Here is a 26,125-nt window from a genome sequence, read left to right as displayed (position 1 = left end):
TTAACGAATATAGATGAAAGAAGGCTTGCCTAATGGCGACTGAGGAGAAACAAAACTCGAAAAGCGGTTTGACAATCATAACAGTAGCATTGCGCAGCAGCGTCGTGTTTATGATCCTATGCGGCATTTTATATCCGCTCGCAAGCACGGGAGCAGCGCAGCTGCTCTTCCCCGCACAAGCGGATGGAAGTTTAATTAAAAATAGCAGTGGCGAAGTGGTGGGATCGGAGCTGATCGGACAGAGCTTCGCTGATCCAAGCTACTTCCAAGGACGAGTATCGAGTATCGATTATAACGCAGCCGGCTCTGGTTCGAACAACTATGCGCCTTCCAATCCTGCATTGATTGAACGGACGCAAGCTTCGATTGACGCCTGGATAGCGAATAATCCAGATGTACCGATCGATCAGCTTCCAATTGCGCTGATCACGAATTCGGGCTCGGGGCTCGACCCGCATATTACGCCGCAATCGGCGACGGTTCAAATTCCGAGAATTAGCAAGCTGTCGGGAGTATCGGTCTCCGAGCTTGAGAAGCTTGTAGCCGATCATACGGAAGGCAGGGATTTGGGCGTATTTGGCGAAGAACGCGTCAACGTGCTTAAGCTGAATTTGGCGCTCTCTGAACTTGTGGGCAAGTAGGATCACCCTGGAGGTGAGTGGCATATATGCCGTATCAAAGAAAAACGCCCGAGGAGCTGTTGCTGACCATCTCCAAGCTGCATCGCGGCCGGCTTAAAATATTGATTGGAGCTGTAAGCGGATCAGGAAAGACGTATCATTTGCTGCAGGAAGGCTTGCAGTTGAAAAAGGACGGTATTGACGTCGTCATTGGCTTGTTATCGACACCGCTTCGACCGGAAACGGCAGAGCTTGCGGATGGGCTCGAGTGCGTGCCTAGCCTGTTGCAGGGGGACGTTGATCTTGATGCGCTGGTAGAGCGCAATCCCGAGGTTGTCCTCGTAGACGGGCTTGCTCATATAAACCGGCCAGGCTCGCGATTCTACGATCGGCTCGGAGAGGTTAAGTTTTTATTGGATAGAGGCATAAGCGTCATTACGACCATCAATGTGTACGAGCTCGACGGAATCGACGAAACGGTGCTGAAATGGATGGACATCCAAGCAACCCATACCGTACCCGCAGATACGCTCGAACTGGCAGACGAGGTTAGACTCATCGACGTTTCGCCTGAAACGATGCTCGGACGGTTTGAAGCGGGGCTGCTCGGCGATGCCGCTCATCCGGCTATGGCGCAGCGAGGCAATCTGGCGATACTGCGGGAGCTGTCACTGCGCCTCGTGGCTGAAGGTGTTAACGATATGCTGGAGAAACATCGCGGTGAAAAGGGACTCAGCGGTCCCTCCGGGGCTTCGGAGACGATCCTCGTTACGGCCCAATACGTCGTGAACGGCTCGTTGTATGTGCGGCGGGGGCGGCAAATAGCGAGAAGATTGAACGGCGAGCTTATTGTTGCTGCCTACGTTCCTCCCGGGAAGACGTTGTCCAAAGTGGAGCAGGCCATTAAACGTTCAATCATGAAGATGACAGAGAAGGCGGACGGAAGCTTCGAGGAGCTGCCGCAGCCTCGCAGGCGCAAGCTGCCTGCTGCCTTAGCGCAGTATGCGGCAGATCGTCAAGCGACGCGTATCGTGATGGGTCACTCCAAGAAAAGCCGCTGGCAGCAGCTGTTGCAGGGCTCGCTTGCGGACAGCGTTCTGCGTCGATTGGAGAAGGTCGACTTGCTGCTCATGGCGGATCTTTCCGAGCATGAAGGGGAGAGAATTATGCCCGTTCGGCAACGGGGGGATTCGAAGCGGGAGCTGTTCCGCAGATTCAGCATGGAAGAGAAGGAGCGGCAGATCGCATCGTATCGCAGGGGGGAACTGAAAGTATATATCGGAGCGGCGCCAGGCGTAGGCAAGACGTATACGATGCTAGCCGAAGCAAACTTGCTGCGCGCTAAGGGAGTCGACGTCGTGATCGGTCTCGTGGAGACGCACGGCCGCGCCGATACGCTGGGGAAGATCGGTTTGTTGCCGATTATCGAACGACAGGTTATCCCTTATAAAGGCACGAGTTTAGAGGAGATGGATGTTGACGCCATCATACGAAGAAATCCGGAGGTCGTGCTTGTAGATGAGCTGGCGCATACGAATGTGCCGGGAAGCGCGCGCAAGAAGCGTTATGAGGACGTCGTACAGCTGCTCGAGCATGGCATCTCCGTCATCTCGACGATGAACATCCAGCATATTGAAAGCTTAAACGACGCCGTTGAGCAGCTTACCGGCGTAAGGGTCAGGGAGACAGTGCCTGATGCCATCCTCAGGCTGGCGGATCAGGTAGAACTGATCGACGTGACGCCGCAAATGCTGCAGAGCCGTATGCGGGAAGGGAAAATTTACGCTATGGCAAAGGTAGAGCAAGCGCTTGGCGCTTTTTTCTCGACTGGCAATCTGATCGCCCTTCGGGAGCTAGCGCTGCGTGAAGTCGCCGACGATGTCGACGAGAGACTGGAATCGTGGGATCGCCGCCAGACGCTGCGCGGCGAGCTCCGCAGGCGGGAGATTATTTTCGTCGCTGTCGATATTCGGTCGGGAGCGGAGCAGCTAGTCAGACGAGGATTCCGTACGGCGTATCGGCTTAAGGCGGAATGGCGTGTTCATTACGTTCATGACAGGAGCGAATGGTCGCCCGGCGACGCCGCCAAACGAGATTCGGTGATGAAGCTGGTCGAGCGACTCGGAGGTAAGTTTGAGACGTCATTGACGGCCAGCAAGAAGCATATAGCCGAGACGCTGCTTACCGCGGCTAGCCAAGCGAAAGCAACACAGCTCGTTATCGGTCAGCCGGCTCGTTCAATGGTAGGAAACTGGCTGAAGGGAAATACGGTTCGCAAACTGCTGCGGCTTGGTCGTCATATGGATGTGCTGATCGTAGCAAGGCAAACAAAATAGACATCCTTCTGGCGGGCTATGGCTCACCGGGGGATGTCTTTTTTTGTAGAGAACGTTATGGCTGCAGCCAATCCGACGACCATTTCTGAATTTCGCGAATGACCGGCTCGAGTGCCTTGCCTTTATCGGTTAATGAATATTCTATGCGTACGGGGATGTCTGGATAAACGTGACGAACGACAATGCCTTCTGCCTCTAGCTCCTTCAAGCGTTCAGACAATAGTCTGCCGCTGATCGGCAAGGCGCTTTGTATCGTGCAGAAACGTTGTGTTCCCTCTAATAGTTGATAAATGATCAGGCCGGTCCAACGCCTGCTGAACATATCCATCCCCTTCTCGAAGCGGGGACAAAGAGTCTGTTGTTCCATTCGTATCACCTCTTTTGTCTACATCCACAGTATAACCCTTATATAGTTTTTATACAAGCACACTTCTTGACTGTTAATTACTTGACTATCATTAGTTGTGAAACTATAATTAGTTACGAATAGTAAGTGAATAAGCAGGATGAAAATTAAGGAGGCGCTTCGTTATGAAGCCATTATTTTTAGCGCACGGCTCACCTATGCTGGCCGTCGAGCAAAATGAATATAGCCGTTTTCTACAACATATAGGCGCCAATATGAAGCCTGACGCCATCGTCATTTTTACCGCACATTGGGAGACCGAAGCTGTAACGATCTCTTCCAAGGATGACGAATACGAAACGATCTATGACTTCTACGGTTTTCCCGATGAGCTGTATCAAGTGAAGTACCCGGCCAAGGGATCAACCAAAGTTGCGGCATTAGTGGGCAAGTTGCTTAGCGATAAAGGCATCCCGGTCGCATACGATGAAACACGCGGACTTGACCATGGCTCATGGACGATGCTAAAGCATATGTTCCCGCTAGCCGATATACCTGTCGTACAGGTGTCGGTCAATCCATATCGCTCCGCAGAGGAGCAATACCGGATCGGCGAAGCACTCCGGAGCTTGAGTTCACAAAATATTTTGTTGATTGGAAGCGGTGTAACCGTTCATAATCTAAGAGCGGTCAAATGGGGACAGAAGGAGCCTGAGAGCTGGGCAGTCGAGTTTGACGATTGGCTGATCGAGAAAATGAACGAGCATGATACGGATTCGTTGTTTAAGTACGACAGTCTTGCTCCGCACGCACGAATGGCCGTCCCGCGCGCCGAGCATTTCGTACCGTTATATATTGCGCTTGGAGGCGGCGATCCCGAAACTGCGCCAACAATTGTATATCGAAATTATGAATTTGGAACTTTGAGCTATCTTTCGATGCAATTTTAATTCATACTAATCCTATAATCTTACAGAGAAGGTGAAACGCCTAATGATTCAATCCCATATTGCAGACCGTATTAAGGACAAAATAAGAAGGATCGAGAACGGCGCTAACGATATTTACGTCGTCGGCCCGATTAATCTGCCTGTCAATTTGGATGGGGAGACGAAGATGTTCCAGTGGTACTCGTGGCTTCGCAAGGAAGCAGGCGAACCAAAGACTGCAACGCAGCTTGTCGAGGATTTGAATAGATTCTCATATGCAGAGATGCAGCAATCCAGCGTTCTTGTGTACGGCGACTTCGAGCATGAGAGTGACGCAATTATACGTATGCACAGCATTTGCCACACGGGCGATATATTCGGCAGCGAGCGCTGCGACTGCGGCTTCCAATTGAAGCAATCGATGCGGATGATTACGGAGCATGGCACAGGCGCGTTATTTTATTTGGCTAACCACGAGGGCCGCGGAATCGGATTGTTCAGCAAGGCGATCGCCTATTTGCTCCAGGAGGACGGCCTAGATACCGTCGATGCGAATACTGAGCTTGGCTTCGCCGACGATTCGCGCGATTACAGCGAGGCGATTGCCGTTCTGAAGCTGCTTCGCCCAGCGAGCGTTGCGATCATTACGAACAACCCGCGCAAGGTAGAGGCGCTGCGCAAAGCTGGCATGAACATTGCCCGCCGAGTACCGCTATGGGGCAATCCATCCGTTTATAACGAGAAATACCTCCATACGAAGGTCAATCGTTCGGGCCACTTCAGCAAAGAGTCGGTGTCGGGCTCGGAGTCCGAGACGATTGCGCGATAGCAGCTGCAAACCCTTAATTGGAATATGGTGACTGTCGATTCATTCGGCTCTCTTAGAGGTGCACTAGCCTTTTGGGTGGATATTATCCAATCAAAAGGTTGGGAATGAGAAAGTTTCAGAGTTTGTTTGGATTTTGTACAGTCAAATGGGCGGAAAAAGGTTACTGAGGTTAAAATCGCAGGTTTTGGCTGTATAATTTCCACTCAAAAGTAATTTTGTGGTGTTTTGGGTCAATTAGACTGTATGAAATACAGGCTAACGTAATCTCAGCCATTAAAGAATCGACAGTCTCTTATGTCCAACATTGCGGAAAATGAAGAAAAGGCGGAGCTACCTTGCTCCGCCTTAATTGATTTTCTGTAAAAACAAATGATCGCTTCTGGACTTTACTTGAAAAAGTCGTTGAAAATTTCAGCGGCCTTTTTCTGATCCGACGTTATCGAGAATAGGACATAATCGCCATTTCGAACGATTTGATAGTTGCTGGCCAGCTCGTATTGATTCGGAAGATAGTTTTCAAACGATTTTTTGACTGTTTCCGCGCGCTGCTCGAGCCCTTTTTTGACCGCCTCGTATTGCTTGTCCGACTTCAACTTGACGACAGCGACCTCGCTGACGTTAATGTTGATCATGGCGTATCTGAACGAGCCCTCGCTAATCATTGTATCAGCGTCGATGCCGTAAACATCCTTAATGAGATCTCCTTCCGCTTCGGCTAGCGAGCCCAAATCGATTTCGTTCATGATTTTATCCGAAATATCGGATACCTTCACCTGAGCGGCAGGCTTTTCCGTCGGTTTAGCTGTTGGCTTTGCCGTAGGCTTAGCCGCCGGCTTGGCGGTCGGTTTTGCCGTAGGCTTCGTCGTTGGTTTCGCCGTAGGCTTAGCTGTCGGTTTGGCGGTCGGTTTTGCCGTTGGCTTTTCGCTTGGCACATCTGGCGGCTCATTGCTTGGAGCTAAGCTCGGCTCGGGGCTGCCGGCATTATCGCTTGGCTCTGGCGTTGCGGCCGGTTCGACCGTAGCAGAAGGAGCGTTCGTTGCCGGAGCTTCTGTTACGGAGCCTTCATTTGTTGAGGGAGCGTCGGCATTGTTCCCGTTCGCGCTGCATCCAACGACTATTAATGAAAGCACAATCATGATTGCTACTGCTTTAGAACGTTTGTTCATTTTGTTCTACTCCTTATCTATTTGAAGAAACTGTTGAAAGCTTTGGCTACACCCGTCTGATCATCGGAAATCGATAAAAGAACGTAGTGGCCGTTTCGAATAATTTGATAGTTTTCGGCGAGCTCATATTGATCCTGCAAGTAGGATTCGAACGTTTTTTTAATGCTTTCCGCGCGCTTTGTCAGTACTTTCTCGACTTCATCGTAATCTTTGTCGGACATAAGCTGGACGACGGTAAGCTCAGCCGAACTATTTCGCATGCCTCCCATGAAGATGCCATCCGATAACAGGGTGCTCGGATCGAATCCGTATATATCTTTGAGATAATCGCCTTCCATTGCAAATAGCATAGGAAGCTCAACATCTTCTTTAATCTTAGCGACAATATCAGCGACCTTAACGGCTGCAGGCTTTTCTGACGGCTTCGGCGTTGCAGCGGGCTTCACTGTCGGCTTCGCTGTTGCGGCCGGTTTATTCGTCGGCTTTGCCGTCGGTTTAGCCGTCGGTTTCGCTGTCGGTTTGGCTGTCGGTTTGGCGGTTGGCTTTGCCGTTGGTTTCGCTGTCGGTTTGGCGGTTGCAGCTGTTTCCGTCTCTTTCTCCACAGCAGGCTTGTCGGGTGCAGGGGCCTCGGTGACGGATGCTTCAAATTCGGGAGTAGTCGTAGCTGCTGGATCGTTAGTAGCGCTAGGGGTCTCCGTCTGCGAGTTGCCCGAGGATGCATTGTCAGCTGCTTCGTTGTTGCTCGCGTTGCCGCAGCCCGTTGCTAAGATTGAAAAGGCGATCAAAAATGCTGCTATTCGGGTGAATTTCTTGCTGTGCTGTGACATGGTATTCTCTCCTTAATGATGTATTCCACCTAAAGACGACAATATTCGACAATAGGTTGCGTGTACAGAAAGATTGCAGGAAGAAAATGAAAACGCCGGCTGTGATGCAAATCCATGTAGGCTTGAAGGTAGAGGCGGAAAGCTGATTAAATCAACCATAAATCGACAAATTTATTTTGCGTTCGCTCTTTATTTCAAGTATGATGATAAGAAAAAAAGAACTCTTGTTCACAATCAAAGGAGCAACAACGCATGCATTCGAAAACAAGCCACTGCAAAATTGTCGATTGCACGATCCGCGACGGCGGACTCGTGAATAACTGGGATTTCAGCGTAGAATTCGTTCAATATTTGTACCAAAGCTTGAATGAAGCTGGCGTCGACTATATGGAAATCGGCTACAAAAACTCGCCAAAGCTGCTTAAAGGCGCTGAAAGCGCTGGACCTTGGCGTTTCCTGGACGACGATTTMTTGAAAAAAGTCATTCCGAACAAAGGAAATACGAAGCTGTCCGCATTAGTTGATATCGGTCGTGTAGACGAAAATGATATCCTTCCGCGCAGCGAGAGCCTGCTTGATCTTATCCGCGTCGCTTGCTACATCCAAGACGTAGACAAAGCGCTTGAGCTTGTGAAAGTATTCCACGACCGCGGATACGAAACGACGCTTAACATTATGGCACTCTCCAACGTAATGGAGAACCAGCTTATTGAAGCGTTCAAGCTGATCGACGAGAGCGTTGTAGATGTTGTGTACATCGTGGACTCGTACGGCAGCCTGAAGCCTAACGATATGACTTACCTCGTACAGAAGTTCCAACAGCACTTGCCGAACAAACGTCTGGGCGTTCATGCGCACAACAACCTTCAGCTTGCTTACGCGAACACATTGCTTGCTGCCGAGAAGGGCGTTGAGCTGCTTGACTCCTCCGTATACGGCATGGGCCGCGCAGCGGGCAACTGCAATACGGAATTGCTTGTTGCTGAATTGCAAAACACGAAATACAACATTCGCCCAGTTCTCGATATGATCGAGAAATACATGATTTCTCTCCGCGAGAAGGAAGAGTGGGGCTACATTATCCCTTACATGATCACAGGCATTCTTGACGAGCACCCACGCTCGGCAATGGCGCTTCGTGATTCGGATGACAGAGACAAAGGCGTCGATTTCTACGACCGTCTGACGACTCCGGAAATCGCTCACGGCAAATAAGCTTTAAGAATGAGAAAAAACCGTTCGACCAGTGAATTGACGCTGGTTGGACGGTTTTTCTTTGTTGATGGTTCGATCTAGATGAACGAACAAACAAGTCATCTCTGTTTGAAATAAAGGGAATATCTCCAGTTAATAAAGGAGAATCTCCCTAAAAGTATCGAATAACGGGAGTTCCTCCTGTTAATTTTGAATATTACACAGATTTGACCGATAACCGGAGAAATTAAAGGGAGATATTCCATCTAACTCATATAAACCGACAGGGAGAGACGCAATAACGGGAGAAATTCCAGTTATTTCGATCATCTCCCTGTTTAAGGTTTCTGGTGCTAGAGGCCGTAGTCTGACTGCGATTGATTATTGCGAGAATAGTTCGCCGTCACCGCGGATTGCCGCTGCTTGATGCGGCTCATTCGGATGCAAATAACCTTTGCCGCGGAAGGTCGTGCCGTTAACAGCGACAGCCGTTACTTCAACGCCGATGTCCTCCGATTGTCCGAACCAGGCAAGCAAATCTACTTCGCCGATGCCTACGACATCGATATACCATAGCCGGTCGCCGTAATCACTGACGAGAACGAGACCTGCTGAAGTGAATGATAAATGTCTGGTTTGCTGCTGATATGCGATTTCTATTGCGATGAGCTCGAATGTTTCCATTAGGGAAGTCCTCCTTGAATATGAAGCTGATGCAGTCGATCGCGGACTCGCCTCATGTCTGTTACCGATTGTAAAACGATCAGCGGAAATATGCAACATTTGTAAGCCGAAGGCCGTTTGATAACCAAATAGATAAAAAGGGGTTGAAGGAATGAATAATGCTCATTCGTTCAGAAGGTCTATTGGTAAAACGGCTGCGATGATGGTTGGCATAGCGATGCTCGTCTGGCTGCTCGGCGGCTGCTCATCGAGCAGCTCAAATGACGAAGGCACAGGTAATCGAAGCAGCAGCGAAAGCGCGACTGAAGCAGGGGAGTCCGCGAACGGAGGCGATCACGATACGTCAGCCCCGAGTTCTGAAGAGTCGACGTCGTCGAAGTCCGATACTAGTAATCGCAAAGAGAACAAAGACAAGCGCGGTTATGGCTCGCAAGACAAAGAAGTTCAGGCTGGTCAGTTGACCGCGGGAGAATGGGATGATCTCGCCGCATGGGAGCGGTTCGGCAATCTGCTTAATAGCCAAGAGGGCGACAGCAGTTTGCGCGCGTGGTCCTTCGCTGCGTTCCACCGTGTTGAGGTTGTGGTGACTGCGAACGGGAAGGCAGTTGCCGACGCGGAGGTAAAGGTGATGCAAGGCGGGCAACCGCTTTGGGAAGCCCGGACGAACACAGAAGGAAGAGCTTATGTATTCGCCGGCTTGTTCGACGGGCAAGAGAACAGACGCCAGAGCGAATACGTCATCGAGGCGAGAGCCGGGCAACAGAACAAGCGGTTAGAAAATATAGATATTACGAAGCAAGGCGTCGTCAAGGTTGATCTTGGCATCGAAAGCGGTGCTTCTTTGTCCGATCAGGTCGATGTGATGTTCGTCGTCGATACGACGGGTTCGATGGAGGATGAGCTTAACTACTTGGGCGCTGAGCTGAAGGACGTCATTCGAAGAGTGTCCGAGGAGCATGCGAACCAGCTGGATATCCGTCTGAGCGCCAACTTTTACCGGGATAAGCATGATGATTATATCGTGAAGCCGCATCCGTTCGTCACGAACGTGGATACGGTGACCGGATGGATTACGAAGGAAAATGCACGCGGAGGCGGGGACTTCCCTGAGGCGGTCGATCAGGCGCTGCGGGATGCGATTCATGACCATGAATGGAGTAAAGAGGCAAGGGCGAGGCTGCTGTTCCTCGTGCTGGATGCTCCCCCGCACAGCGATCCGCAAATCATAGATGAAGTGCAGCAGTTGATACAAGACGCGGCGAAGCAGGGCATCCGCGTTATTCCCGTCGCCTCAAGCGGAATAGACGTCGATACGGAATATTTGCTCCGATTCATGGCTGTCGCGTCAGGAGGGACATACTTGTTCCTGACGGATGATAGCGGAATTGGCGGTGATCACTTGGAGCCTGCAGTCGGCGAATATGAGGTGAAGCTGCTGAACGATTTGCTTGTAGAGGTCATTAATCGCTACGTGCAGGAGTAAAATCTGATATAGAAGAGGGCTATTCCTAAGCGGCAACTTGGCTGCAGTGGAATAGCCCTTCTTATTATCTTTAATTAGTATAGCTTGCCTTGGCGATACAGAGAGGTGGACAGCTTCGTTACGGCATGATTGTAACAGCTTTGACGAAGCGGCGTGGGCTCTCCGAAATAAGCGGGCAGTATGCCGGTTAATGTTTTTTGCATTTTGGCATAGAGAAGCTTATAGACTTCTTCTTCTGTGTAGAATTGCGTCTCGCGGCCTTGGAGCCATTCGAAATAAGACACGATAACGCCGCCTGCGTTGGCAAGTATGTCGGGAATGACGATCGTGCCGTTCGCATTCAATACGTCGTCGGCCTCGCCGGTAACAGGAGCATTGGCGCCTTCCACGACGATACGGGCTTTCACTTTGGACACATTGTCGGCGCGGATCTGTTCTTCCAACGCAGCGAGCATTAGGACGTCAACGTCGAGGTAAAGGACAGCCTCGCGCTCGAGAATGTCGGCACGGATGCCAAGCTCCTTCAAGCTCTCTGGCGTAGAAGGCAGATCGCCTTGGTTATTGGCGGCATATTCGATCAGTACCGGAATGGATAAGCCCTCCGCATTGAACAAGGTGACGTTGCGGTCGCTGACGGCCACGACCTTGTTGTGGAGATACGGACATTTGTAAGCTTCAAGCGCGGCGACCGAGCCGACATTGCCGAAGCCCTGCACCGCTATCGACAACGGTCTGTTCGTATGTGCAAGCGCCGTCTGAGCGTACGGGTTCGAGCTTCCCGCGAGCCAATCGCTCTGCTCATTCAGGAAGTCGTGCAGCAGGTAGCGGAATGTGAAGTACACGCCTTTGCCTGTCGCTTCCCTGCGGCCAAGCGAACCTCCGCTTACGATGCTTTTGCCTGTAAAGCTGCCGAGGTATGGCTGACCGGGATGGATGCTCTTGTATTCGGCCATCATCCAGTCCATTTCGCGCTCGCCCGTTCCCATATCGGGTGCCGGAATGTCTTTGTCCGGACCGAGCACATCGCTGAAGTATTGGACATATTTTTTGCAAATAAGATACAGCTCTTTGACGGAATACTTGCGCGGGTTAATGACCACGCCGCCTTTACCGCCTCCGAACGGAACTTCGTGAAGCGCGTTCTTAAGCGTCATCAGTGCAGCGAGATTCGTTACCTCGTCCTCGTTCACCGATTCATGGAAGCGGATGCCGCCTTTGTAAGGGCCGAGTGTGTCGTTATGCTGAATGCGGTAAGCCGGAATGCGGACGACGCTGCCGTCTTCGACCGTAATTCTCAGAAAAGCCTTATGAACTTTATTCGGAGTGGATAGGATTGCAGCCAGCGACTTGAAAGCTTGCTCACGTTCCTTCTCCTGCAAATTTGGCAGAAATGACTGATCTCCCGTTAAAACATTCAAAGATTGCTGTACGATGGCTCCTGTTTGGCTTGCCATGGGCAGACGACCTCCTTCAGTGTTAGTGCAGCTAACACTTAACGTTATAGTATGAGGAAAAATACTCCATTTGAGTGTACCATACTTGGAAGCGTTTAACCAAAAACGGCTAAGCGGAGCCGCTTGCGAATACGAGGAATAACAGTTGCTATACGGCGAAAAGGTATGTCAAAATCGATGTATCCGTATAAGAGCGGCAGGCGGGAGGATGAGCGGCATGGTTGAAAAGGAGTTCGCTGGACTGCAAGTCAAGTCGGACGATGAACGGATGCGCTTCTATCCGCTGGGGGACAGCGCGATTGTCCTGGAAGCTAGTGAGTTTGGAGTCGAAGCGGATTGGACAGAGTTCGCGGCGCTTGCCGATCAATTAGGTGCGAGCCAAGAACGATGGATGCTGGATATCGTTCCTGCTTATACGAGCGTAACGGTGGTATACGATCCGGATTTGCTCTGGCGGGAAGAAAATGCGACGGATGCCGCCGGATGGAACGACAGGTTGACGGACCTTTTGCCGTATCAGCTTGCCGAGCAGAGGTTACGGGAGATTATAAGCCGGGAATGGCGCGTTTCAACAGTGAAAACAAGGATAGTTGAGATCCCGGTCTGCTACGGCGGCGAATTTGGTCCGGATCTGGCCGAGGCGGCTGCACATGCGGGAATGACGGAGGATGAGGTGTGCAGGAGGCATGCCGAGGCTGAATATAAAGTGGCGATGATTGGCTTCATGCCGGGTTTTCCGTATTTGATCGGATTGCCAGAGTCGCTCGCTCAGCCGCGCAAAGCTGTCCCGCGCTTACGTGTAGAGGCGGGTTCGGTTGGCATAGGAGGCGGGCAGACGGGCGTTTATCCGCTTGCGTCGCCGGGAGGCTGGCAGTTGATCGGACGCACGCCTGTGAAGCTATTCGATGCGCAGCGCAGCGAGCCTTCCTTGCTGCGGGCGGGAGATACGGTTCGATTCGTGCCGGTAAGGGACGCGGCGTGGAGGGATGAACAGACTGGTGCTGATTCACGGAGCGATGATGCCAGAGATGGACGAATGCACAATATTGAGACTGGTGCATCCGATGATGGTGCAGGTTTTCGTATCAGTAAAGCAGGCTTACATACGACGATACAAGATTTAGGCAGGGCAGGATATCGATCAATCGGCTTGCCGGCAGGCGGCGCGATTGACAGCTATTCGCTGCGGCTTGCCAATATGCTCGTTGGCAATGAGGCGAATGCGGCGGCGCTCGAGCTGACGCTTATCGGGCCGGAGCTGGTGGCGCAGGACGATATGCTGATCGCCGTATGCGGCGCGTATATGGCGCCGACAATCGACGGCGAAGAGCTGCCGATGTGGCGGCCGGTGTTCGTGCGAAGCGGCGCCGTGCTCCGCTTCGGCAGTGCGCTGAGCGGCTGCCGCGCGTATATCGCGGTTGCCGGAGGCATCGGCGTGCCCGAGGTGCTGGGCAGCCGCAGCACGTATGCGCGCGCCACGCTCGGCGGCCTCGGCGGGCGGCGGCTTGCCGCCGGCGACGTCGTGCCGTGCGGCGCAGCTGGTGCGGCTGCCGCTTCGCGGTGGGCAGCCGCATGGATCGCGGCGCTGGCCGCCCGCCCAGGGTGCTGGGCGGCCGCGCCGTGGTTCGCGCAGCCGCTTGCCTATGGCGGCGGCAGCGACGAGGACGGCATCGAGCTTCGCGCGATGCCGGGCAGCGAATTCGGGCAGTTCAGCGAAGCTGCCCGAACAGCTCTTTATCGGGAGCGCTACCGCGTCGCTCACGACTCGGACCGTATGGGCTGCCGCTTGGACGGCAGCCCTCTCGAACGCTCTGCCCATGCGGAGCTCCGCTCGCATGGGGTAACGCCCGGCGCCGTCCAGGTGCCTTCCGGCGGCGCCCCGATCGTGCTAGCCGCCGATTGCCAGACGACCGGCGGCTACCCCAAGATTGCGCATGTCGCCAGCGTCGATCTGCCGCTGCTCGGGCAAGCGAAACCCGGCGATACGATTCGCTTCCGGCATGTATCGCTTGAAGAGACGCAGCGGCTGGCAATATCCCGCGAGCTGGAGCTGCGTCAGCTCGCAATTGCGATACGCTGCCGCTTGCCATAGGAACAGGAGAGGAATGCATCGATGAAAGATCGATTAGATAGTACGACAGGGTCGGCAGCCGCCAAAGCAGTCGATCTCAACTGCGATTTCGGAGAAGGGTTCGGCGCGTATTCGTTCGGGCAGGACGACGAGCTGCTCCGGTATGTCACAAGCGTCAACATCGCCTGCGGCTTCCATGCAGGCGATCCGCATACGATGCGCCTTGCTGCCGAGAAATCGCTGGCGGCAGGTGTTGCGCTTGGCGCGCATCCGGGCTTGCCGGATCGGATCGGCTTCGGACGTCGCGAGATGAGCATAACCGCTAGCGAGGCTTATGATTACGTTGTTTATCAGGTTGGGGCATTATCCGCTTTTGTGCAAGCGGCTGGAGGAAGGCTAAGCCATGTAAAACCGCACGGCGCGCTCTACCATATGGCCGGACGCGATCAAGAGATTGCTGCAGCCGTCGTGAAAGCCGCAGCCGATATCGACAAGCGGCTGCTCGTCTTCGGCGGCTCCGGCAGCCTGCTTCTTGACGAGGCTAGGCGCCAAGGACTTGGCGCTGTCTCCGAAGTATTCGCCGACCGCACGTACTTGGCGGACGGTACATTAACGCCGCGCAGCCAGCCGGGCGCGCTGCTGGCCAGCACGGAAGCGGCCGTCAGACAGGCCGTCTCGATGGCCGCGGAAGGCAAAGCTTATACGGCGAGCGGCGATGAAATCGCCATCGAGGCCGGCACGATCTGCCTGCACGGCGACGGCCCGCATGCAGCCGCGTTCGCGCAAAGCATTAGCAGCGCTTTGCTTGCAGCCGGCATCGCTCTTCGCGCACCGCAATAGGATACAAAGCAAAAAAGCAGCCCTCCAATGATCCGCACTTCCATTGTTAGTCGTGTCTAACAAATGGGGTGCAGTTCAAGGCGGGCTGCTTTCTGTTTCTATACTCAATGTGTTCGTACGGACTGTAGTGACGCTAACTGCAATCTATAAGCCGCAATTGGGAGTGTAACGGACCGTATAAACGCTATCTGCGACTAAAGAGTCAAGTTTTGTAGAAAAACGACTATTTAATGACTCCTCAGTCCGCAACTCCGCAATAGGATCGCTTGTCGACGGCTAAGTGTCGCTGGAGTCCGTAACGCCAGCAAGCACATGCTACGATTAATTCAGCTTAAGCAGTAGCGAGCTGTGAGGCGGCAACTGAAAGGATAGCTGATCCAGCGTTCCAAGGCTCTCGCGCTTCCACAGATCACGTCCCTGCACGGGGGCAGAAAGACCAAGCTGCTCCAAGCTGACCGATACATTGTCCGACGCTTCGCCTGCGTTGAACAAAGCGACATAGGTTGTATCGTTCTCGCCTTGCGAGGCCCATACGATACGATCACCGTCGCGCAATACTTGCCGCGCTCCGCGGCTGTTGCGATGCAGCTCCAGCACTTCTTCGTTCGTAATGAGCGACAGTGTCCAGTCGTCATTATCGCGAAGCTCGCCGCCGAACATAAGCGGCGAACGGAAGATCGACCAAAGCGACATCATCGTAAGCTGCTCGTCTCGCGTGAATCTCGTCCAGCGGTCGCTGCCGCCGCCGTCAACCGAGCGGATGCCGAGATGCCCGAGCGGAAGCATGTCGCAGTCCGGCCATCGTCCTTCCGCTACATGCGGAGCCCACTTCTCGCAGCGCTCGAACATATTGTAGAGCAAATGCCAGATGTCCCAGTAATCGTCGGTCATCCGCCACATATTAGCATTTGCGGCAAGCTCCTCCGCATGCGCAAGCGGCGCGGGTCCTGGCGAGAGGCTAAGCACCATCGGCCGTCCGCACTGCTCGATCGCCGAGCGGATCAGCTCGATCTCTGGCAAATGAATGCCGTATAGCCGCGATGCGGCGATGTCATCGACTTTGACGAAATCAACGCCCCAAGAAGCGTACAGGTCGAACAATGAATTGTAGTACGCCGCAGCGCCGTCTCTCGATGCATCAACGCCGTACATATCGGTGTTCCACGGGCAGATCGAGTTCGGGTGCGCGATCTGGCGGGCCGTTGCCGTCGTTCCCAGCACCGGTGTATCGGCATGTGCCGCTTGGCGCGGAATGCCCCGCATGATATGGATGCCGAACTTCAGGCCTAAGCTATGCACATAATCAGCCAACGGCTTGAAGCCTTGTCCGCCAGCGGCAGACGGGAAACGTTCAACCGAAGGCATAAGCCGCGAATATGCGTCCATTTCCAGCGGAACGAACTGGCGGTAATGCGAAGACACCGCGCCGGGCTCGTACCATTGAATGTCGACGACGACATATTCCCAGCCGAATGGCTTCAGATGCTCGGCCATATATTCCGCATTGCCTCTAATTTCTTCTTCTCTAACCGCAGCCCCGTAGCAGTCCCAGCTATTCCAGCCGAGCGGCGGCGTTGCCGCATACTGATGATGTTTCTTCGCGCTTGTTACCACAATGATCGCCCTCTCTATCGTAATATTGCTCTATGCCAATATCGTAGAACGAATCATTACCCTGTGGCTAGCCTATTTTATTGCGTTCGTATGTAAAATATTGCTCAATCAAATCGCAGTCTATCGATGGATGGCAGCTCCTTCGCCAGTCTGAAGTCACCTGGCGGAAAACCAACTCTGCCACGGAACACTTTGCTAAAGTAGCTGCCGTTCGCATAGCCGACCTCTCGGGCAATTTCATCGACCGTCAGCTTCGAGCTGCGCAGCAATTCGACAGCTTTCTCAATACGCAGCTTCGTGACGTAATCCATCGGCGACATGCCGGTCGTCCGAAGAAACAACCGAGCAAAGTAATATTTGGATAAGCCGACAACGGCGGCGATTTCGTCCAAGCTCTCAGGCTGTGCGAATGAAGATTCCATGTGGAAGGCGGCATCACGAATACTGCTCGGCCAAGACTCTCTCTCGTTCTGTAACTTATGTTTGGTTTGCAGCAGCTCCATCATAAGCGTATATACGAACGACGATGCCTGATAACTGTTCTTTATACCGTTCATACGCGCTTCTGAATATAGCCTCTGCAGCGCTCGAACCGCAGAACTGCCGGCCTCAAGCTGAGGCGTTACACCAATCGAATCGATAAGCTCTCGCCATAACGGCTGCAGATTAGCTTGGCGAATGAGTACGAAATAGAATGTCCAGTTGTCGCTTTCGGGAGGCAAGTAATAATGATGATCCCCCGGAATTTCGGCCAGGAAAGCCGTTCCTGGGCCCACCTCATAGGTTGTATCGCCAAGACGGTATCGGCCGAAGCCCGACACCGTATATTGGAGTAAATAGAGCGGTCCATCAATCCGCTTCATGCCGTCCCAAGAATACTCGGGATCACTAATTTGCTGATGTCCAACTGCGAACAACTGGTAGATCGGGAGCTGCGGCGAATCTTGGAATCGGTAGCCGTATACGCCGTAAGGTTGCGAATGAGCCACTATTGATGAACCTCCTTGCCTGCATGGGGGAGCTTATTATTACAGCTTGTCGTATCAATCACTGACCCTTATGATGATAGCATCAAATACGCAATACACTCGTATGGACAGGTGTGAACAGCATTTATGAGCATTCAAGTATTTATTTATGGAACGCTTCTTCCCGGCGAAAGCAATCATCACGTCGTTGCTAGCTTCATACAAGCTTCAAGAACGGGACAAGTGTTCGGCCGATTGGTTGATTGCGGCTCATATCCGGCAGCCGTTCGGGATGCCGATGCCAAGCAGCGCAATAGTATTATACGCGGTCAGTGGATCGTCGTCGATAGAGCGGGACTTGCGTCGATGGATGAGCTCGAGGAATTTTACGGCATAGAGGAATGTAACGATTACGAGCGGGTATGGGTGCGGGATGCTTATCGCCCAGAGCTGGCGGGGTGGATCTACGTTTGGAGCGACGACAGAGGCTGTCCAAGGATAGAGGAGCCGTATTGGCCGGATTATCGTTCAAGTGTTTCATGTGGGGATAGGAATTAACTGCATTATTGGTATTGGAAGAGGCAGTGGTTTGCTGGCTGTTGCTATGTTGGATTCCTGCATGATAGAGCCCACTTAAAAGAAGCAATTATCGGCTATACTGGATTTTTGCAGCAACTCTTTGCTGAAGTGGCTGAATTGAAGCTTATTGAAGGAAAGGTAGTGCAATTATCCAACTTAGACTAAGGCTCAGACAGACGGCCAGTCCGAAACAAAAAAACCGGCGTACACGAGAGCAGATCTCTCATTAGCCGGTTATTCCCTTATTCCCCTGCTTGCCGCTTGCCGTCTGAATGGTCGGCTTCGGCGTAAGCAACCAACGCAACCGTTGAGCCATAATCCTCACTAAGCTTTTGTTCCAGCTTGCGAATCGAGTCAAGCGCATCCGCCTGCTCGCCAAAGCGGGCGAGCTGATAAGGCTTTTCTGACATCAAATCACACATCCCTATTCGAAGTTTAGCAGCATAGCCGCGTCAGCTTACGCCGTTAATGGACGGCAACCGCCATTGGTATCATTTATGAGCATCGGCGATTTCAGTGAAATTTATACGTCCTCTTGTTATCGGGCAGCAAAAGGTGAGCATTGTGTGTCACTGCGGCGGTTTCATTGTTCTTTTCTTTTGCGTTTAGTACACTGTACGTGATAACTAGCGTAACGGAAGGAAGGTTCAAGAGCGACATTATGATTCACACTCACGACAACATACATGATTTGAACCCAGGGAGAAGCTCGAGGACTGCTTTTTACCTGTTTGCAATTGTTGCCCTGTTGTTTTTCACACTATTACTATGGCTTCCGGCTGGTCAAGCTGCCGCGGCATCCGTTGATGCATCGCATCAGCATTCCGAGTTAGGATATTCCGGCGGGGCGACAGGAGGACAATCGCTGCTTTATATCATTAGAGCAGTCTATTATATCGCTTTGATGGCGGCAACGGGGACGATGTTATGGTCCGTTGCGCTTCCTTTTGCATTTGGCAGCGATCCGCAGCGCATGCATGCCAAGTGGAGTTTGCTTGCCGTTAGAACACTGCTTCTTACCGCCATTGTGTACATCTTTATTCACTTCAATGCACTTATGAATAGTCTCGGCACAAGCGTGGATGCCATCGGCGTCTTTACAGAAACGAATGCCGGCCGCTCGTGGATCGCGCTTCTAGTGCTGGCTGTTCTCGGTTTCGTTATATTGAAGCAAAATGAAATTGTTAAAGCGATATGGGCGCTGCTGCTGCTCGGCGTAGAGAGCTTCGGCGGACACACGTTGGCTCTCGACGATTCGGCACTTGCTCTTATTATGAACTTCCTTCATCTGAGCTGCTCGGCCATATGGGCAGGGGGCGTTATGCTGCTCCTGCTCTATTGGTTCTCGGACCGTAAGGAGGCTGGGCGGTTCGCCGCCAGGTTCACTACCGTTGCTTGGATAACGATCGTGCTTCTAGCCGTCACAGGCATCATCATGACGGTGTTCCTATTGCCTTCGTGGCGCTATTTGCTATACAGCAACTGGGGATGGCTGCTTATGGGCAAAGCGCTACTCGTCCTTGCGGTTGTCGTCGTCGGAGCATTCCTGCGAGTGCGCGCAAAGCGCAAGGAAATGCCGCGCGGCATGCTGCTTAAGCTGGACGGCATATTGATGATCGCCGTTCTATTGATTGTCGGCGTACTTACTTATATCAGTCCGGCACCTGATACAGAGCCGCTTAATTATCACAAAATGGGAGAAGAGCTTCATTACACATTGGACATTACACCGAACGGACCTGGTCCTAATGAGGTGTCGCTCAAGGTGTGGCTGCCAGAGGAGCTGGGAGAGCCGGAAGCTGTCAGCTTGTCGATTACATCGCAGAAGCGTCCGGATAAAACTCCGATTATCGTGAATCTGCTGCCGAAGGAAACGAATAACGATAGTTCCTTCCCTGGCTTCAAGCTGACGGAATATAAAGCTAGCAAAGTTGAGCTGCCATATCCAGGTGCATGGCAAGCGGAACTGATCATTACCGATATAGATGGCCAAACAACCGCGGAGACGATTCCATTCCGTAACGATTAAGACAGGGGGGAGCAAGTTGTCTTATAAATGGCTGAAGTGGCTGATATTGTGGATACCGACGGTTACGATCGGCTTGTGGGAGTATATTCGCCATGCGGTTTTGCTGCCCTATGTTTCGATGGAGCTGGGTAATATTCTTGCTCCGGCGCTCGTATTCGTTGTTACGCTGACATTGCTGCGCGGTCTGTTCGCGAAGCTGGAGCAAACACAAGATTCTCTTCATCGGGAGCGAGTCGCGAAGGCCGCCTTCGAGGAGCGAGAGCAGCTTGCGCGCGAGCTGCATGACGGCATCTCGCAATCGCTGTTCATGCTTTCCGTTAAGCTCGACCGGCTAGAGCGCGAGACTGCCGACCCGAAGGCACTCGCCACAGCCGAGGAAATAAAAACGACAGTCCGGCGCGTGTATGACGACGTCAGGCAGCAGGTCGAGAGCCTGCATCATACGCCACTGCCTGCCATGCAGCCATGGCTGCAAAGCATACATCATCTGACTGCCGAGATGGAACAAGCGAGCGGTATCCAGTCGTCTGTCGATTGGAAGTTGAATGAGGATGTATTATCTCCGAAACAAAAGGTCGAACTGCTTGCCATTATGCGCGAAGCGCTAATGAATGTGCAGAAGCACGCGAGAGCAGAGCGTGTAGTCGTCCGAGGCGGTCAACTTCCGCTAAGTGCCGGCTCGGCGGGCGATGAGGCCGCATTTTATTGTCAAATCGAGGATGATGGAATCGGAGCGTCAAGCAACGGGTTGGACAAGCAGGGGACGTACGGCTTGAAGATGATGCGGGCGAGAGCGGATGCGATGCGTTGGTCGCTCGATGTGTCGCCTGCTTATTCGCATGGAATGATTGTTACGATACGGGGTAAGGGGGAAACGAAATGACAGATATCGCAGCACCGGTCCGGGTGATGCTTGTTGACGACCATCCTCATGGTCTCGAAGGAATGCGGGAGATTGTGGCAAGCGATCCCGCATTTACCGTTGTCGGCGAGGCGTCAAGCGGCGAGGAGGCGCTCGCGCTTGCAGCCGCCATCTGTCCTGATCTTGTGCTTATGGACATCAATATGCCGGGTATCGGCGGACTTGAGGCCACTTTCCGTCTTAAGCAGCTTCATCCCTCGCTTAAAATTATAATGGTTACGGTTTCCGACGATATTACTAACCTCTTCGAAGCGATTAAGCGCGGCGCGCAAGGCTATCTGCTCAAGAACATCGCTCCTTCCTCTTGGCTCGAATATTTGCATGCCGTTTCCGTCGATGAAGCGCCGATGTCCAAGGCGCTTGCTTTCCGGCTTCTGCAGGAGTTTACGGGAATGGACAAGCCTTCTCCCTCAGTTGACCAGGCCATTTCATCGCGCAAGCCGGCTGCTGGAGCGGCTAAGCCGCTGCCTGATATGACAACCCCGCTCACCGATCGGGAAAAGGTCGTGCTTGAGCATGTCGCAACGGGCGCTTCCAACCGCGAGATCGCCGGGGCGCTTTCCCTCTCCGAACATACGGTCAAAAACCACCTCAAAAATATTTTGCAAAAGCTTCATCTCGCCAATCGGGTTCAATTGACAATTTATGCGCTCCAGCAAGGCATAGTCGAAAAATGACAAGATGGGTCGACAGTCCTCTGCGCCAATATTCGACCCTTTCGGCAGGATTCGCGATAGTTTCGTAGAATGATATAACAGACAAAAATATCGGCGAATTCCGGCATAGTGCTTTTGGCATATGACTTCATAGAAGTGTGGGGGGAATGGATGTTGAACGATCGGCAATATCCTATCGATCGCGAGATCAAGCTCTTGAACCGAATGGACGAGCTTGAGCGTTTGAATGAGCGCTTGGAAGAGATCGGCGCCGATGTAGGGTGGACGGCTCGCGCAGTGCTTGACTTGTCTCTGGCATGCGAGGAACTTGTAGTCAATATTGTCAACTACGGCTTCCCGTCAGGCGGGGAGCATAGTATTGCTGTCATCATCCAGGCCTCGCCCAGCAGCGTCGAAGTGAAGATTGAGGACGGGGGCATACCGTTCAATCCGCTTGATAATTCGGATGCGAGCGCTTTGCTCGATCTGGAACTCGACGACCGGCCGATCGGCGGCCTTGGCATTTTTTTCGTAAAACGGTTAATGGACGATATTCACTATGAATATACCGGGGGAATAAACCGATTTCGGATGCGCAAGCAATTTCAGCCTATGGAAAGTCATAACGAATAAGAGCAATCGGGGGTAACGAATGATGAATCTATCAGCAACGGAATGGAATGGCGTTACGATTCTTCCTTTTGAAGGAAGATTGGACGGGAACAATGCGACGGCGGCGGAACAAGCTTTTTTGCAATTATTGTCTGAAGGAAAGCAAAGCTTTATATTCGATTTCAGCAATCTTCAATACATAAGCAGCGCAGGCTTGCGCGTCGTTCTCGTAGCGGCGAAGAAGCTTCGGGCATCAAAAGGGAAGATGGTATGCGCGTGCTTGGGCGAGCAGGTATACGATGTGTTCGAAATGTCGGGATTTACGACAATCTTGGAAATAGCGGCTACGCGCGAGGAAGCGCTAGAAAAAATCGGGGCAGGCGCGTAATGGCAAGCTGGCGCGAGCTTGAAAGGCGGTAACAAAATTGTCTCAACTCGAATGGATAATCGGCGCGGCGGGTATTGGCGCAGCGGCTTATACGCTGGTTCGCAACCGCCGTCTCGCCGCGAAGCTGAAGCGGGCGGAAACCCTGTTCGATCTTAGTGCCGAGCTGCATGCGTCGCTGAACAAGCCAGAACTGCTAAGCGCGGTGAACGAGGCGGCTAGACGTCTCGTATTCGCCGAAGAAGCGGCCGCCTTCTTCGAGGAGAACGGCGGCACTTTGCAAGGCACGGATGTCGTTACCATTCCGATGACGGCGCGGGGACGCAAGCTTGGCGTTCTGCAGGCTGCCGGCAAGAGCGGCGGCGCAGCGTTCAGCCATGACGATCGCGAGGCGCTTGCGAAGCTGGCAGGCCCGCTCGCGCTCGCGCTGGATAACGCGAGGCTGTACGAGGCGCTGGAGGAGTCGGTAAGCGAGCTGCAGCAGGCGACCGCGCTTACGGAGAGGCTCGAGAGCGAGCTGCAAATCGCCGGCAGCATTCAGCTTAGCTTCCTGCCTACGACGATGCCTTCGGCCAACGAGCCGTTCGACGTGTGCGCGCTGCTTAAGTCGGCGAAGGAGGTAGGAGGCGACTTCTATAATTTCTTCAAGATCGATGATGATCATCTTTTCTTCACGCTGGGGGATGTATCCGATAAGGGGATTCCGGCCGCGTTGTTCATGGCGATGACGCTTTCCTTGCTGAAAGGAAAGATGAATCCGAAGCTGTCGCCCGGCGAGCTTCTGGAGAAGGTGAACGACGAATTATGTACGGATAATGCGCAGCTATTCGCAACGATCGTATGCGGCGTGCTGCAAATATCGACCGGTGATGTCGTGCTGAGCGATGGCGGACATTGTACGCCTTATGTCGTGAAAGCGGATGGTACCGTTCAACCGATCAAGCTGCGCAAAGGCATTCCGCTAGGGTCGTTCCCGGAGTTCGTCTATCACGATCAGACGATCAGCCTCGACAAGGGAGATCGCCTTATTGTATATACGGACGGCATTACGGAAGCGGAAAATGCGCTGCAAGAGCAATATACGGTTCATCGCCTGCAGCAGTTTTTGTCGCAAACCTCCGGTTATTCAAGCGCGGAGATTATCGACGCGCTGCTGATGGACGTATTCATGTTCGCGGACGGTGCTCCGCAGTCTGACGATATTGCCGTATTGTGCCTAATGCGCAGATAGCGCGATCATTTTGGAATTCGGAGATGGATATGACAAATTTTGCAGCCGTTTCGAAGGATATATATGAAGAGCTTGGCTTGCTCGAACAAGGACTGCGGTTATTGCTGGCCGATTTCGAGAGCAAGGAGGTTGACGGTCAAGCTCCTTATTCGATGCGCGGGTTAATGATAACGCCATCCGATATCGAGCGTACGCTAGAGGAGACGGAGCATCGTCTGGAGGACGATGCTCTTGCTGCGTTCAGGGAATATCGATTGCAATGGGAGGCGGAGCGCGATGCCGCTGGAGAAACGGAAGACTCCCCGCTCGCGCGCATGTCGCATCAGCTTGGCTTGTCTGTGTGGGAGCGGCGCTGTGTCCTATTGTGCTTAGCGCCGGAGCTCGACATCAGATACGAGAGCTGGTTCGGCTATTTGAACGATGACGTGACGCTTCGTGTTCCGACAGCCATGCTTGCGCTGCGTTTGCTATGCGATTCGGAGGAGGAGCGCGACACGGCGCGCGCTTATTTGGCAGGCTCCTCGCCGCTAAGACGGTTTCTGCTAAAAAACGAGACTGTCGGCGAGCGCAGCTCCTTGAAGCTTCCGCTGCGTCTTGATCCCCGTGTCGTAAGCTTCCTGCTTCATACGGAGACGCTCGACAGCCGGATTGCGGCTGTCGCCGTAAAGTATGACGAGCGGCAGGCCGCGCCGGGACTTCTGTATGATGAGCGGCTGCAGGTCAGTTTGCAGCTTGCCGTGAATCAAGAGCGTGCCAATGGCGGAGCCAGACTTCCTTTCATGCAGATAGTCGGACCTTCAGGAGCAGGCAAAAAGCTGCATGCACGACATGTAGCCGAAGCTTCCGGTCAGCCGCTGCTCGTTGTTGCATTGGATAAGCTGGACAGTGAGGCAGATAAGCGAAGCGAGCAGCTTCGCCATATTGTGCGCGAAGCGCTGATATCCGGCGCTATGCTCGGGCTTACTGAAGGGATGGCCGGCGATACGCTGCTAGAGTCGTATAAAAGCAGCCTGGATGCGGCCATTGTCGAATATGCGGGAGCATCGCMGTTCCCTGTCGTCATCTGGCTGGCGCGGCGCGAACGTCGCGGCGCACAGCTTCCTCTGCCTGCGGAAGCCTCGTTATTATCATTCACTATTTCTGTACCAGACGCCGAACAACGATTAAAGTTATGGGAGCTTGGGAGCTCCGATTGGGACGATCCTACCCTCTACGAGCAGCTGGCCGACAAATATGCGTTCACGGCTGGGCAAATAGAAGGAACCAGGCGGCAGGCTGCCTTGCTTGCCTCCTTGCAAGGACGAAGCAGTGCCGATCTGAACGATTATGCGGCGGCTTCGAGATCGCAGGTCCAGCATCGCTTAAGCGAGCTTGCGGAGAAGCGTGCGCCTAGCCGTTCCTGGAGCGATCTCGTGCTCCCGGAAGAGCCGTTGGCGCTGCTGACAGAAGCGTGCAACCGCTATAAGTTCAATGAAACGGTGCTTAATCGGTGGGGCTTCGGGAGCAAGCTTCCTTACGGACGAGGACTCGCCATGTTGTTTGCCGGGCCTCCAGGCACGGGGAAAACGATGGCTGCAGAGGTTGTCGCGCGCGAGCTGGGACTTGAGCTCTACCGCATCGATCTATCTCGCGTTGTGAGCAAATATATCGGCGAGACAGAGAAGAACTTACGCGAGTTATTCGAAGAAGCAGAGAACAGCGGGTCTATTCTCTTTTTTGACGAAGGAGATTCATTGTTCGGCAAACGTACGGAGGTCAAGGATTCTAATGACCGATATGCGAATATGGAGGCCGCTTTCCTGCTTCAGCGGATCGAATCTTTTGATGGCGTAACCATTCTGGCGACCAATCTGCTGCAAAATATGGATGAAGCTTTCCTGCGCCGAATGGGCGTCATCGTGAAGTTCCCGTTCCCGGACAGCGCCGAGCGTGAGCGGCTGTTCCGCTCGATGCTGCCCGCGGAGGCGCCGCTTGATTCCGATCTCGACTTTCCGTTTCTTGCGTCGGCAGTGGATGTTGCGGGCGGGCATATCAAGAACATTGTGCTTGCTGCTGCATACATGGCGGCCACTGAACAAAGCGCTATCGCGATGCGCCACATGATCAGAGCTTCCAGACAGGAATTTCACAAGATGGGCAAGATCGTGGTGAAGGGCTTATTCGACCCGTATGCATGAAATTTAGCCAAATCTAGCGAAATTAGGATATGAACCGCGACTAATAGATCAGATTGCTTGTTTTTTTGACATAAAATGAGTAGTTTTTCGTAGTCAATTAATGGCAGAAAAGCTATAATAGATTTGGAGTCGAAATAGGTCAAAAGCCTATGTCAGCACTGTGTAAGGATAGA

The 26,125-nt window shown here is 52.9% G+C and carries 24 protein-coding genes; 16 read left to right on the top strand and 8 right to left on the bottom strand.

The annotated features are described in order from the left end of the window. Positions 1–32: 32 nt before the first annotated feature. Both kdpC and AC1DF0_RS17670 read left to right on the top strand, forming a co-directional pair. Positions 33–641, top strand: coding sequence for a potassium-transporting ATPase subunit KdpC (kdpC, locus tag AC1DF0_RS17675; protein ID WP_337099705.1), 609 nt, complete (start codon positions 33–35; stop codon positions 639–641). Positions 642–667: 26 nt separating this feature from the next. Further along, the gene (locus tag AC1DF0_RS17670) at positions 668–2,956 is read left to right on the top strand and encodes a universal stress protein (RefSeq protein ID WP_477574811.1); all 2,289 of its coding nucleotides are present in this window, start codon (positions 668–670) and stop codon (positions 2,954–2,956) included. Between the two features lie 55 nt (positions 2,957–3,011). Here AC1DF0_RS17670 and AC1DF0_RS17665 read toward each other — a convergent pair whose 3' ends face one another. Next, entirely contained in the window at positions 3,012–3,323 is a 312-nt protein-coding gene (locus AC1DF0_RS17665) for a winged helix-turn-helix transcriptional regulator (RefSeq protein ID WP_337099703.1), read from the bottom strand. Between the two features lie 164 nt (positions 3,324–3,487). Here AC1DF0_RS17665 and AC1DF0_RS17660 point away from each other — a divergent pair, with 164 nt between their 5' ends. Both AC1DF0_RS17660 and AC1DF0_RS17655 read left to right on the top strand, forming a co-directional pair. Beyond that, entirely contained in the window at positions 3,488–4,252 is a 765-nt protein-coding gene (locus AC1DF0_RS17660; protein WP_442047935.1) for a dioxygenase family protein, read from the top strand. A 43-nt stretch (positions 4,253–4,295) separates the two neighbouring features. Then, positions 4,296–5,060, top strand: coding sequence for a GTP cyclohydrolase II (locus AC1DF0_RS17655; protein ID WP_442047934.1), 765 nt, complete (start codon positions 4,296–4,298; stop codon positions 5,058–5,060). 386 nt (positions 5,061–5,446) lie between these two features. Here the strand turns inward: AC1DF0_RS17655 and AC1DF0_RS17650 are convergent, their stop codons facing one another. Next, positions 5,447–6,226, bottom strand: coding sequence for a DUF4358 domain-containing protein (locus tag AC1DF0_RS17650; protein ID WP_477574810.1), 780 nt, complete (start codon positions 6,224–6,226; stop codon positions 5,447–5,449). Between the two features lie 17 nt (positions 6,227–6,243). Beyond that, entirely contained in the window at positions 6,244–7,053 is an 810-nt protein-coding gene (locus tag AC1DF0_RS17645; protein WP_477574809.1) for a DUF4358 domain-containing protein, read from the bottom strand. Between the two features lie 252 nt (positions 7,054–7,305). Between AC1DF0_RS17645 and AC1DF0_RS17640 the strand changes: the two genes are divergently transcribed. Then, positions 7,306–8,268: an aldolase catalytic domain-containing protein gene (locus AC1DF0_RS17640; RefSeq protein WP_477574808.1), complete on the top strand. Its 963-nt coding sequence runs from the start codon at positions 7,306–7,308 to the stop codon at positions 8,266–8,268. 360 nt (positions 8,269–8,628) lie between these two features. On the opposite strand, the gene AC1DF0_RS17635 is transcribed toward AC1DF0_RS17640, so the two are convergent. Further along, the gene (locus tag AC1DF0_RS17635; RefSeq protein ID WP_477574807.1) at positions 8,629–8,931 is read right to left on the bottom strand and encodes a hypothetical protein; all 303 of its coding nucleotides are present in this window, start codon (positions 8,929–8,931) and stop codon (positions 8,629–8,631) included. Between the two features lie 151 nt (positions 8,932–9,082). Between AC1DF0_RS17635 and AC1DF0_RS17630 the strand changes: the two genes are divergently transcribed. Next, a complete protein-coding gene (locus AC1DF0_RS17630; protein WP_477574806.1) occupies positions 9,083–10,414 on the top strand; it encodes a VWA domain-containing protein in 1,332 nt (443 codons plus the stop codon). A 74-nt stretch (positions 10,415–10,488) separates the two neighbouring features. On the opposite strand, the gene AC1DF0_RS17625 is transcribed toward AC1DF0_RS17630, so the two are convergent. Beyond that, on the bottom strand, positions 10,489–11,868 hold the full coding sequence (locus tag AC1DF0_RS17625; protein WP_477574805.1) for a Glu/Leu/Phe/Val family dehydrogenase: 1,380 nt from the start codon (positions 11,866–11,868) through the stop codon (positions 10,489–10,491). A gap of 217 nt (positions 11,869–12,085) precedes the next feature. Between AC1DF0_RS17625 and pxpB the strand changes: the two genes are divergently transcribed. After that, entirely contained in the window at positions 12,086–13,960 is a 1,875-nt protein-coding gene (pxpB, locus tag AC1DF0_RS17620; protein ID WP_477574804.1) for a 5-oxoprolinase subunit PxpB, read from the top strand. Positions 13,961–13,981: 21 nt separating this feature from the next. Next, a complete protein-coding gene (locus AC1DF0_RS17615; protein ID WP_477574803.1) occupies positions 13,982–14,779 on the top strand; it encodes a LamB/YcsF family protein in 798 nt (265 codons plus the stop codon). A 321-nt stretch (positions 14,780–15,100) separates the two neighbouring features. On the opposite strand, the gene AC1DF0_RS17610 is transcribed toward AC1DF0_RS17615, so the two are convergent. Both AC1DF0_RS17610 and AC1DF0_RS17605 read right to left on the bottom strand, forming a co-directional pair. Then, positions 15,101–16,393: a glycoside hydrolase family 27 protein gene (locus AC1DF0_RS17610; RefSeq protein ID WP_442047925.1), complete on the bottom strand. Its 1,293-nt coding sequence runs from the start codon at positions 16,391–16,393 to the stop codon at positions 15,101–15,103. Positions 16,394–16,497: 104 nt separating this feature from the next. Beyond that, positions 16,498–17,382, bottom strand: coding sequence for a helix-turn-helix domain-containing protein (locus tag AC1DF0_RS17605; protein ID WP_442047924.1), 885 nt, complete (start codon positions 17,380–17,382; stop codon positions 16,498–16,500). Between the two features lie 126 nt (positions 17,383–17,508). Here AC1DF0_RS17605 and AC1DF0_RS17600 point away from each other — a divergent pair, with 126 nt between their 5' ends. Next, positions 17,509–17,919, top strand: coding sequence for a gamma-glutamylcyclotransferase family protein (locus AC1DF0_RS17600; protein ID WP_442047923.1), 411 nt, complete (start codon positions 17,509–17,511; stop codon positions 17,917–17,919). Positions 17,920–18,182: 263 nt separating this feature from the next. Here AC1DF0_RS17600 and AC1DF0_RS17595 read toward each other — a convergent pair whose 3' ends face one another. Further along, the gene (locus AC1DF0_RS17595) at positions 18,183–18,350 is read right to left on the bottom strand and encodes a hypothetical protein (protein WP_442047922.1); all 168 of its coding nucleotides are present in this window, start codon (positions 18,348–18,350) and stop codon (positions 18,183–18,185) included. Positions 18,351–18,601: 251 nt separating this feature from the next. On the opposite strand from AC1DF0_RS17595, the gene AC1DF0_RS17590 reads away from it, so the two are divergent. The 7 genes from AC1DF0_RS17590 to AC1DF0_RS17560 all read left to right on the top strand — a co-directional run bounded on the left by AC1DF0_RS17590 (position 18,602) and on the right by AC1DF0_RS17560 (position 25,952). Then, positions 18,602–19,969 carry a copper resistance D family protein gene (locus AC1DF0_RS17590; RefSeq protein ID WP_477574802.1) on the top strand — a complete coding sequence of 456 codons (1,368 nt, stop codon included), beginning with the start codon at positions 18,602–18,604 and terminating at the stop codon, positions 19,967–19,969. Positions 19,970–19,985: 16 nt separating this feature from the next. Then, the gene (locus AC1DF0_RS17585; RefSeq protein WP_477574801.1) at positions 19,986–20,852 is read left to right on the top strand and encodes a sensor histidine kinase; all 867 of its coding nucleotides are present in this window, start codon (positions 19,986–19,988) and stop codon (positions 20,850–20,852) included. After that, entirely contained in the window at positions 20,849–21,568 is a 720-nt protein-coding gene (locus AC1DF0_RS17580; RefSeq protein WP_442047919.1) for a response regulator, read from the top strand. Before AC1DF0_RS17585 ends, AC1DF0_RS17580 begins: the two co-directional genes overlap by 4 nt. 150 nt (positions 21,569–21,718) lie before the next feature. Continuing rightward, on the top strand, positions 21,719–22,180 hold the full coding sequence (locus AC1DF0_RS17575; protein ID WP_442047918.1) for an ATP-binding protein: 462 nt from the start codon (positions 21,719–21,721) through the stop codon (positions 22,178–22,180). A 19-nt stretch (positions 22,181–22,199) separates the two neighbouring features. Then, on the top strand, positions 22,200–22,547 hold the full coding sequence (locus AC1DF0_RS17570; protein WP_442047917.1) for an STAS domain-containing protein: 348 nt from the start codon (positions 22,200–22,202) through the stop codon (positions 22,545–22,547). A 37-nt stretch (positions 22,548–22,584) separates the two neighbouring features. Continuing rightward, positions 22,585–23,775, top strand: coding sequence for a PP2C family protein-serine/threonine phosphatase (locus AC1DF0_RS17565; RefSeq protein WP_442047916.1), 1,191 nt, complete (start codon positions 22,585–22,587; stop codon positions 23,773–23,775). Positions 23,776–23,804: 29 nt separating this feature from the next. Next, positions 23,805–25,952 (top strand): AAA family ATPase, encoded by a 2,148-nt coding sequence (locus tag AC1DF0_RS17560; protein ID WP_477574800.1) that lies wholly within the window; start codon positions 23,805–23,807, stop codon positions 25,950–25,952. Positions 25,953–26,125: the final 173 nt, after the last annotated feature.

The organism is Paenibacillus sp. 05T425, from assembly GCF_056396205.1.
Note: the sequence above shows the minus strand (reverse complement) of the source record. Positions and strands in the feature narration are given on the sequence as shown.

Excerpts from the sequence above, each read along its gene's own strand:
- AC1DF0_RS17630 (WP_477574806.1), top strand. The coding sequence starts at position 9,083 with ATGAATAATGCTCATTCGTTCAGAAGGTCTATTGGTAAAACGGCTGCG.
- kdpC (WP_337099705.1), top strand. The coding sequence starts at position 33 with ATGGCGACTGAGGAGAAACAAAACTCGAAAAGCGGTTTGACAATCATA.
- AC1DF0_RS17665 (WP_337099703.1), bottom strand. The coding sequence starts at position 3,323 with ATGGAACAACAGACTCTTTGTCCCCGCTTCGAGAAGGGGATGGATATG.
- AC1DF0_RS17655 (WP_442047934.1), top strand. The coding sequence starts at position 4,296 with ATGATTCAATCCCATATTGCAGACCGTATTAAGGACAAAATAAGAAGG.
- AC1DF0_RS17635 (WP_477574807.1), bottom strand. The coding sequence starts at position 8,931 with ATGGAAACATTCGAGCTCATCGCAATAGAAATCGCATATCAGCAGCAA.
- AC1DF0_RS17580 (WP_442047919.1), top strand. The coding sequence starts at position 20,849 with ATGACAGATATCGCAGCACCGGTCCGGGTGATGCTTGTTGACGACCAT.
- AC1DF0_RS17575 (WP_442047918.1), top strand. The coding sequence starts at position 21,719 with ATGTTGAACGATCGGCAATATCCTATCGATCGCGAGATCAAGCTCTTG.
- AC1DF0_RS17660 (WP_442047935.1), top strand. The coding sequence starts at position 3,488 with ATGAAGCCATTATTTTTAGCGCACGGCTCACCTATGCTGGCCGTCGAG.
- AC1DF0_RS17570 (WP_442047917.1), top strand. The coding sequence starts at position 22,200 with ATGATGAATCTATCAGCAACGGAATGGAATGGCGTTACGATTCTTCCT.
- AC1DF0_RS17650 (WP_477574810.1), bottom strand. The coding sequence starts at position 6,226 with ATGAACAAACGTTCTAAAGCAGTAGCAATCATGATTGTGCTTTCATTA.
- AC1DF0_RS17625 (WP_477574805.1), bottom strand. The coding sequence starts at position 11,868 with ATGGCAAGCCAAACAGGAGCCATCGTACAGCAATCTTTGAATGTTTTA.
- AC1DF0_RS17600 (WP_442047923.1), top strand. The coding sequence starts at position 17,509 with ATGAGCATTCAAGTATTTATTTATGGAACGCTTCTTCCCGGCGAAAGC.
- pxpB (WP_477574804.1), top strand. The coding sequence starts at position 12,086 with ATGGTTGAAAAGGAGTTCGCTGGACTGCAAGTCAAGTCGGACGATGAA.
- AC1DF0_RS17590 (WP_477574802.1), top strand. The coding sequence starts at position 18,602 with ATGATTCACACTCACGACAACATACATGATTTGAACCCAGGGAGAAGC.
- AC1DF0_RS17595 (WP_442047922.1), bottom strand. The coding sequence starts at position 18,350 with ATGTCAGAAAAGCCTTATCAGCTCGCCCGCTTTGGCGAGCAGGCGGAT.
- AC1DF0_RS17645 (WP_477574809.1), bottom strand. The coding sequence starts at position 7,053 with ATGTCACAGCACAGCAAGAAATTCACCCGAATAGCAGCATTTTTGATC.
- AC1DF0_RS17615 (WP_477574803.1), top strand. The coding sequence starts at position 13,982 with ATGAAAGATCGATTAGATAGTACGACAGGGTCGGCAGCCGCCAAAGCA.
- AC1DF0_RS17670 (WP_477574811.1), top strand. The coding sequence starts at position 668 with ATGCCGTATCAAAGAAAAACGCCCGAGGAGCTGTTGCTGACCATCTCC.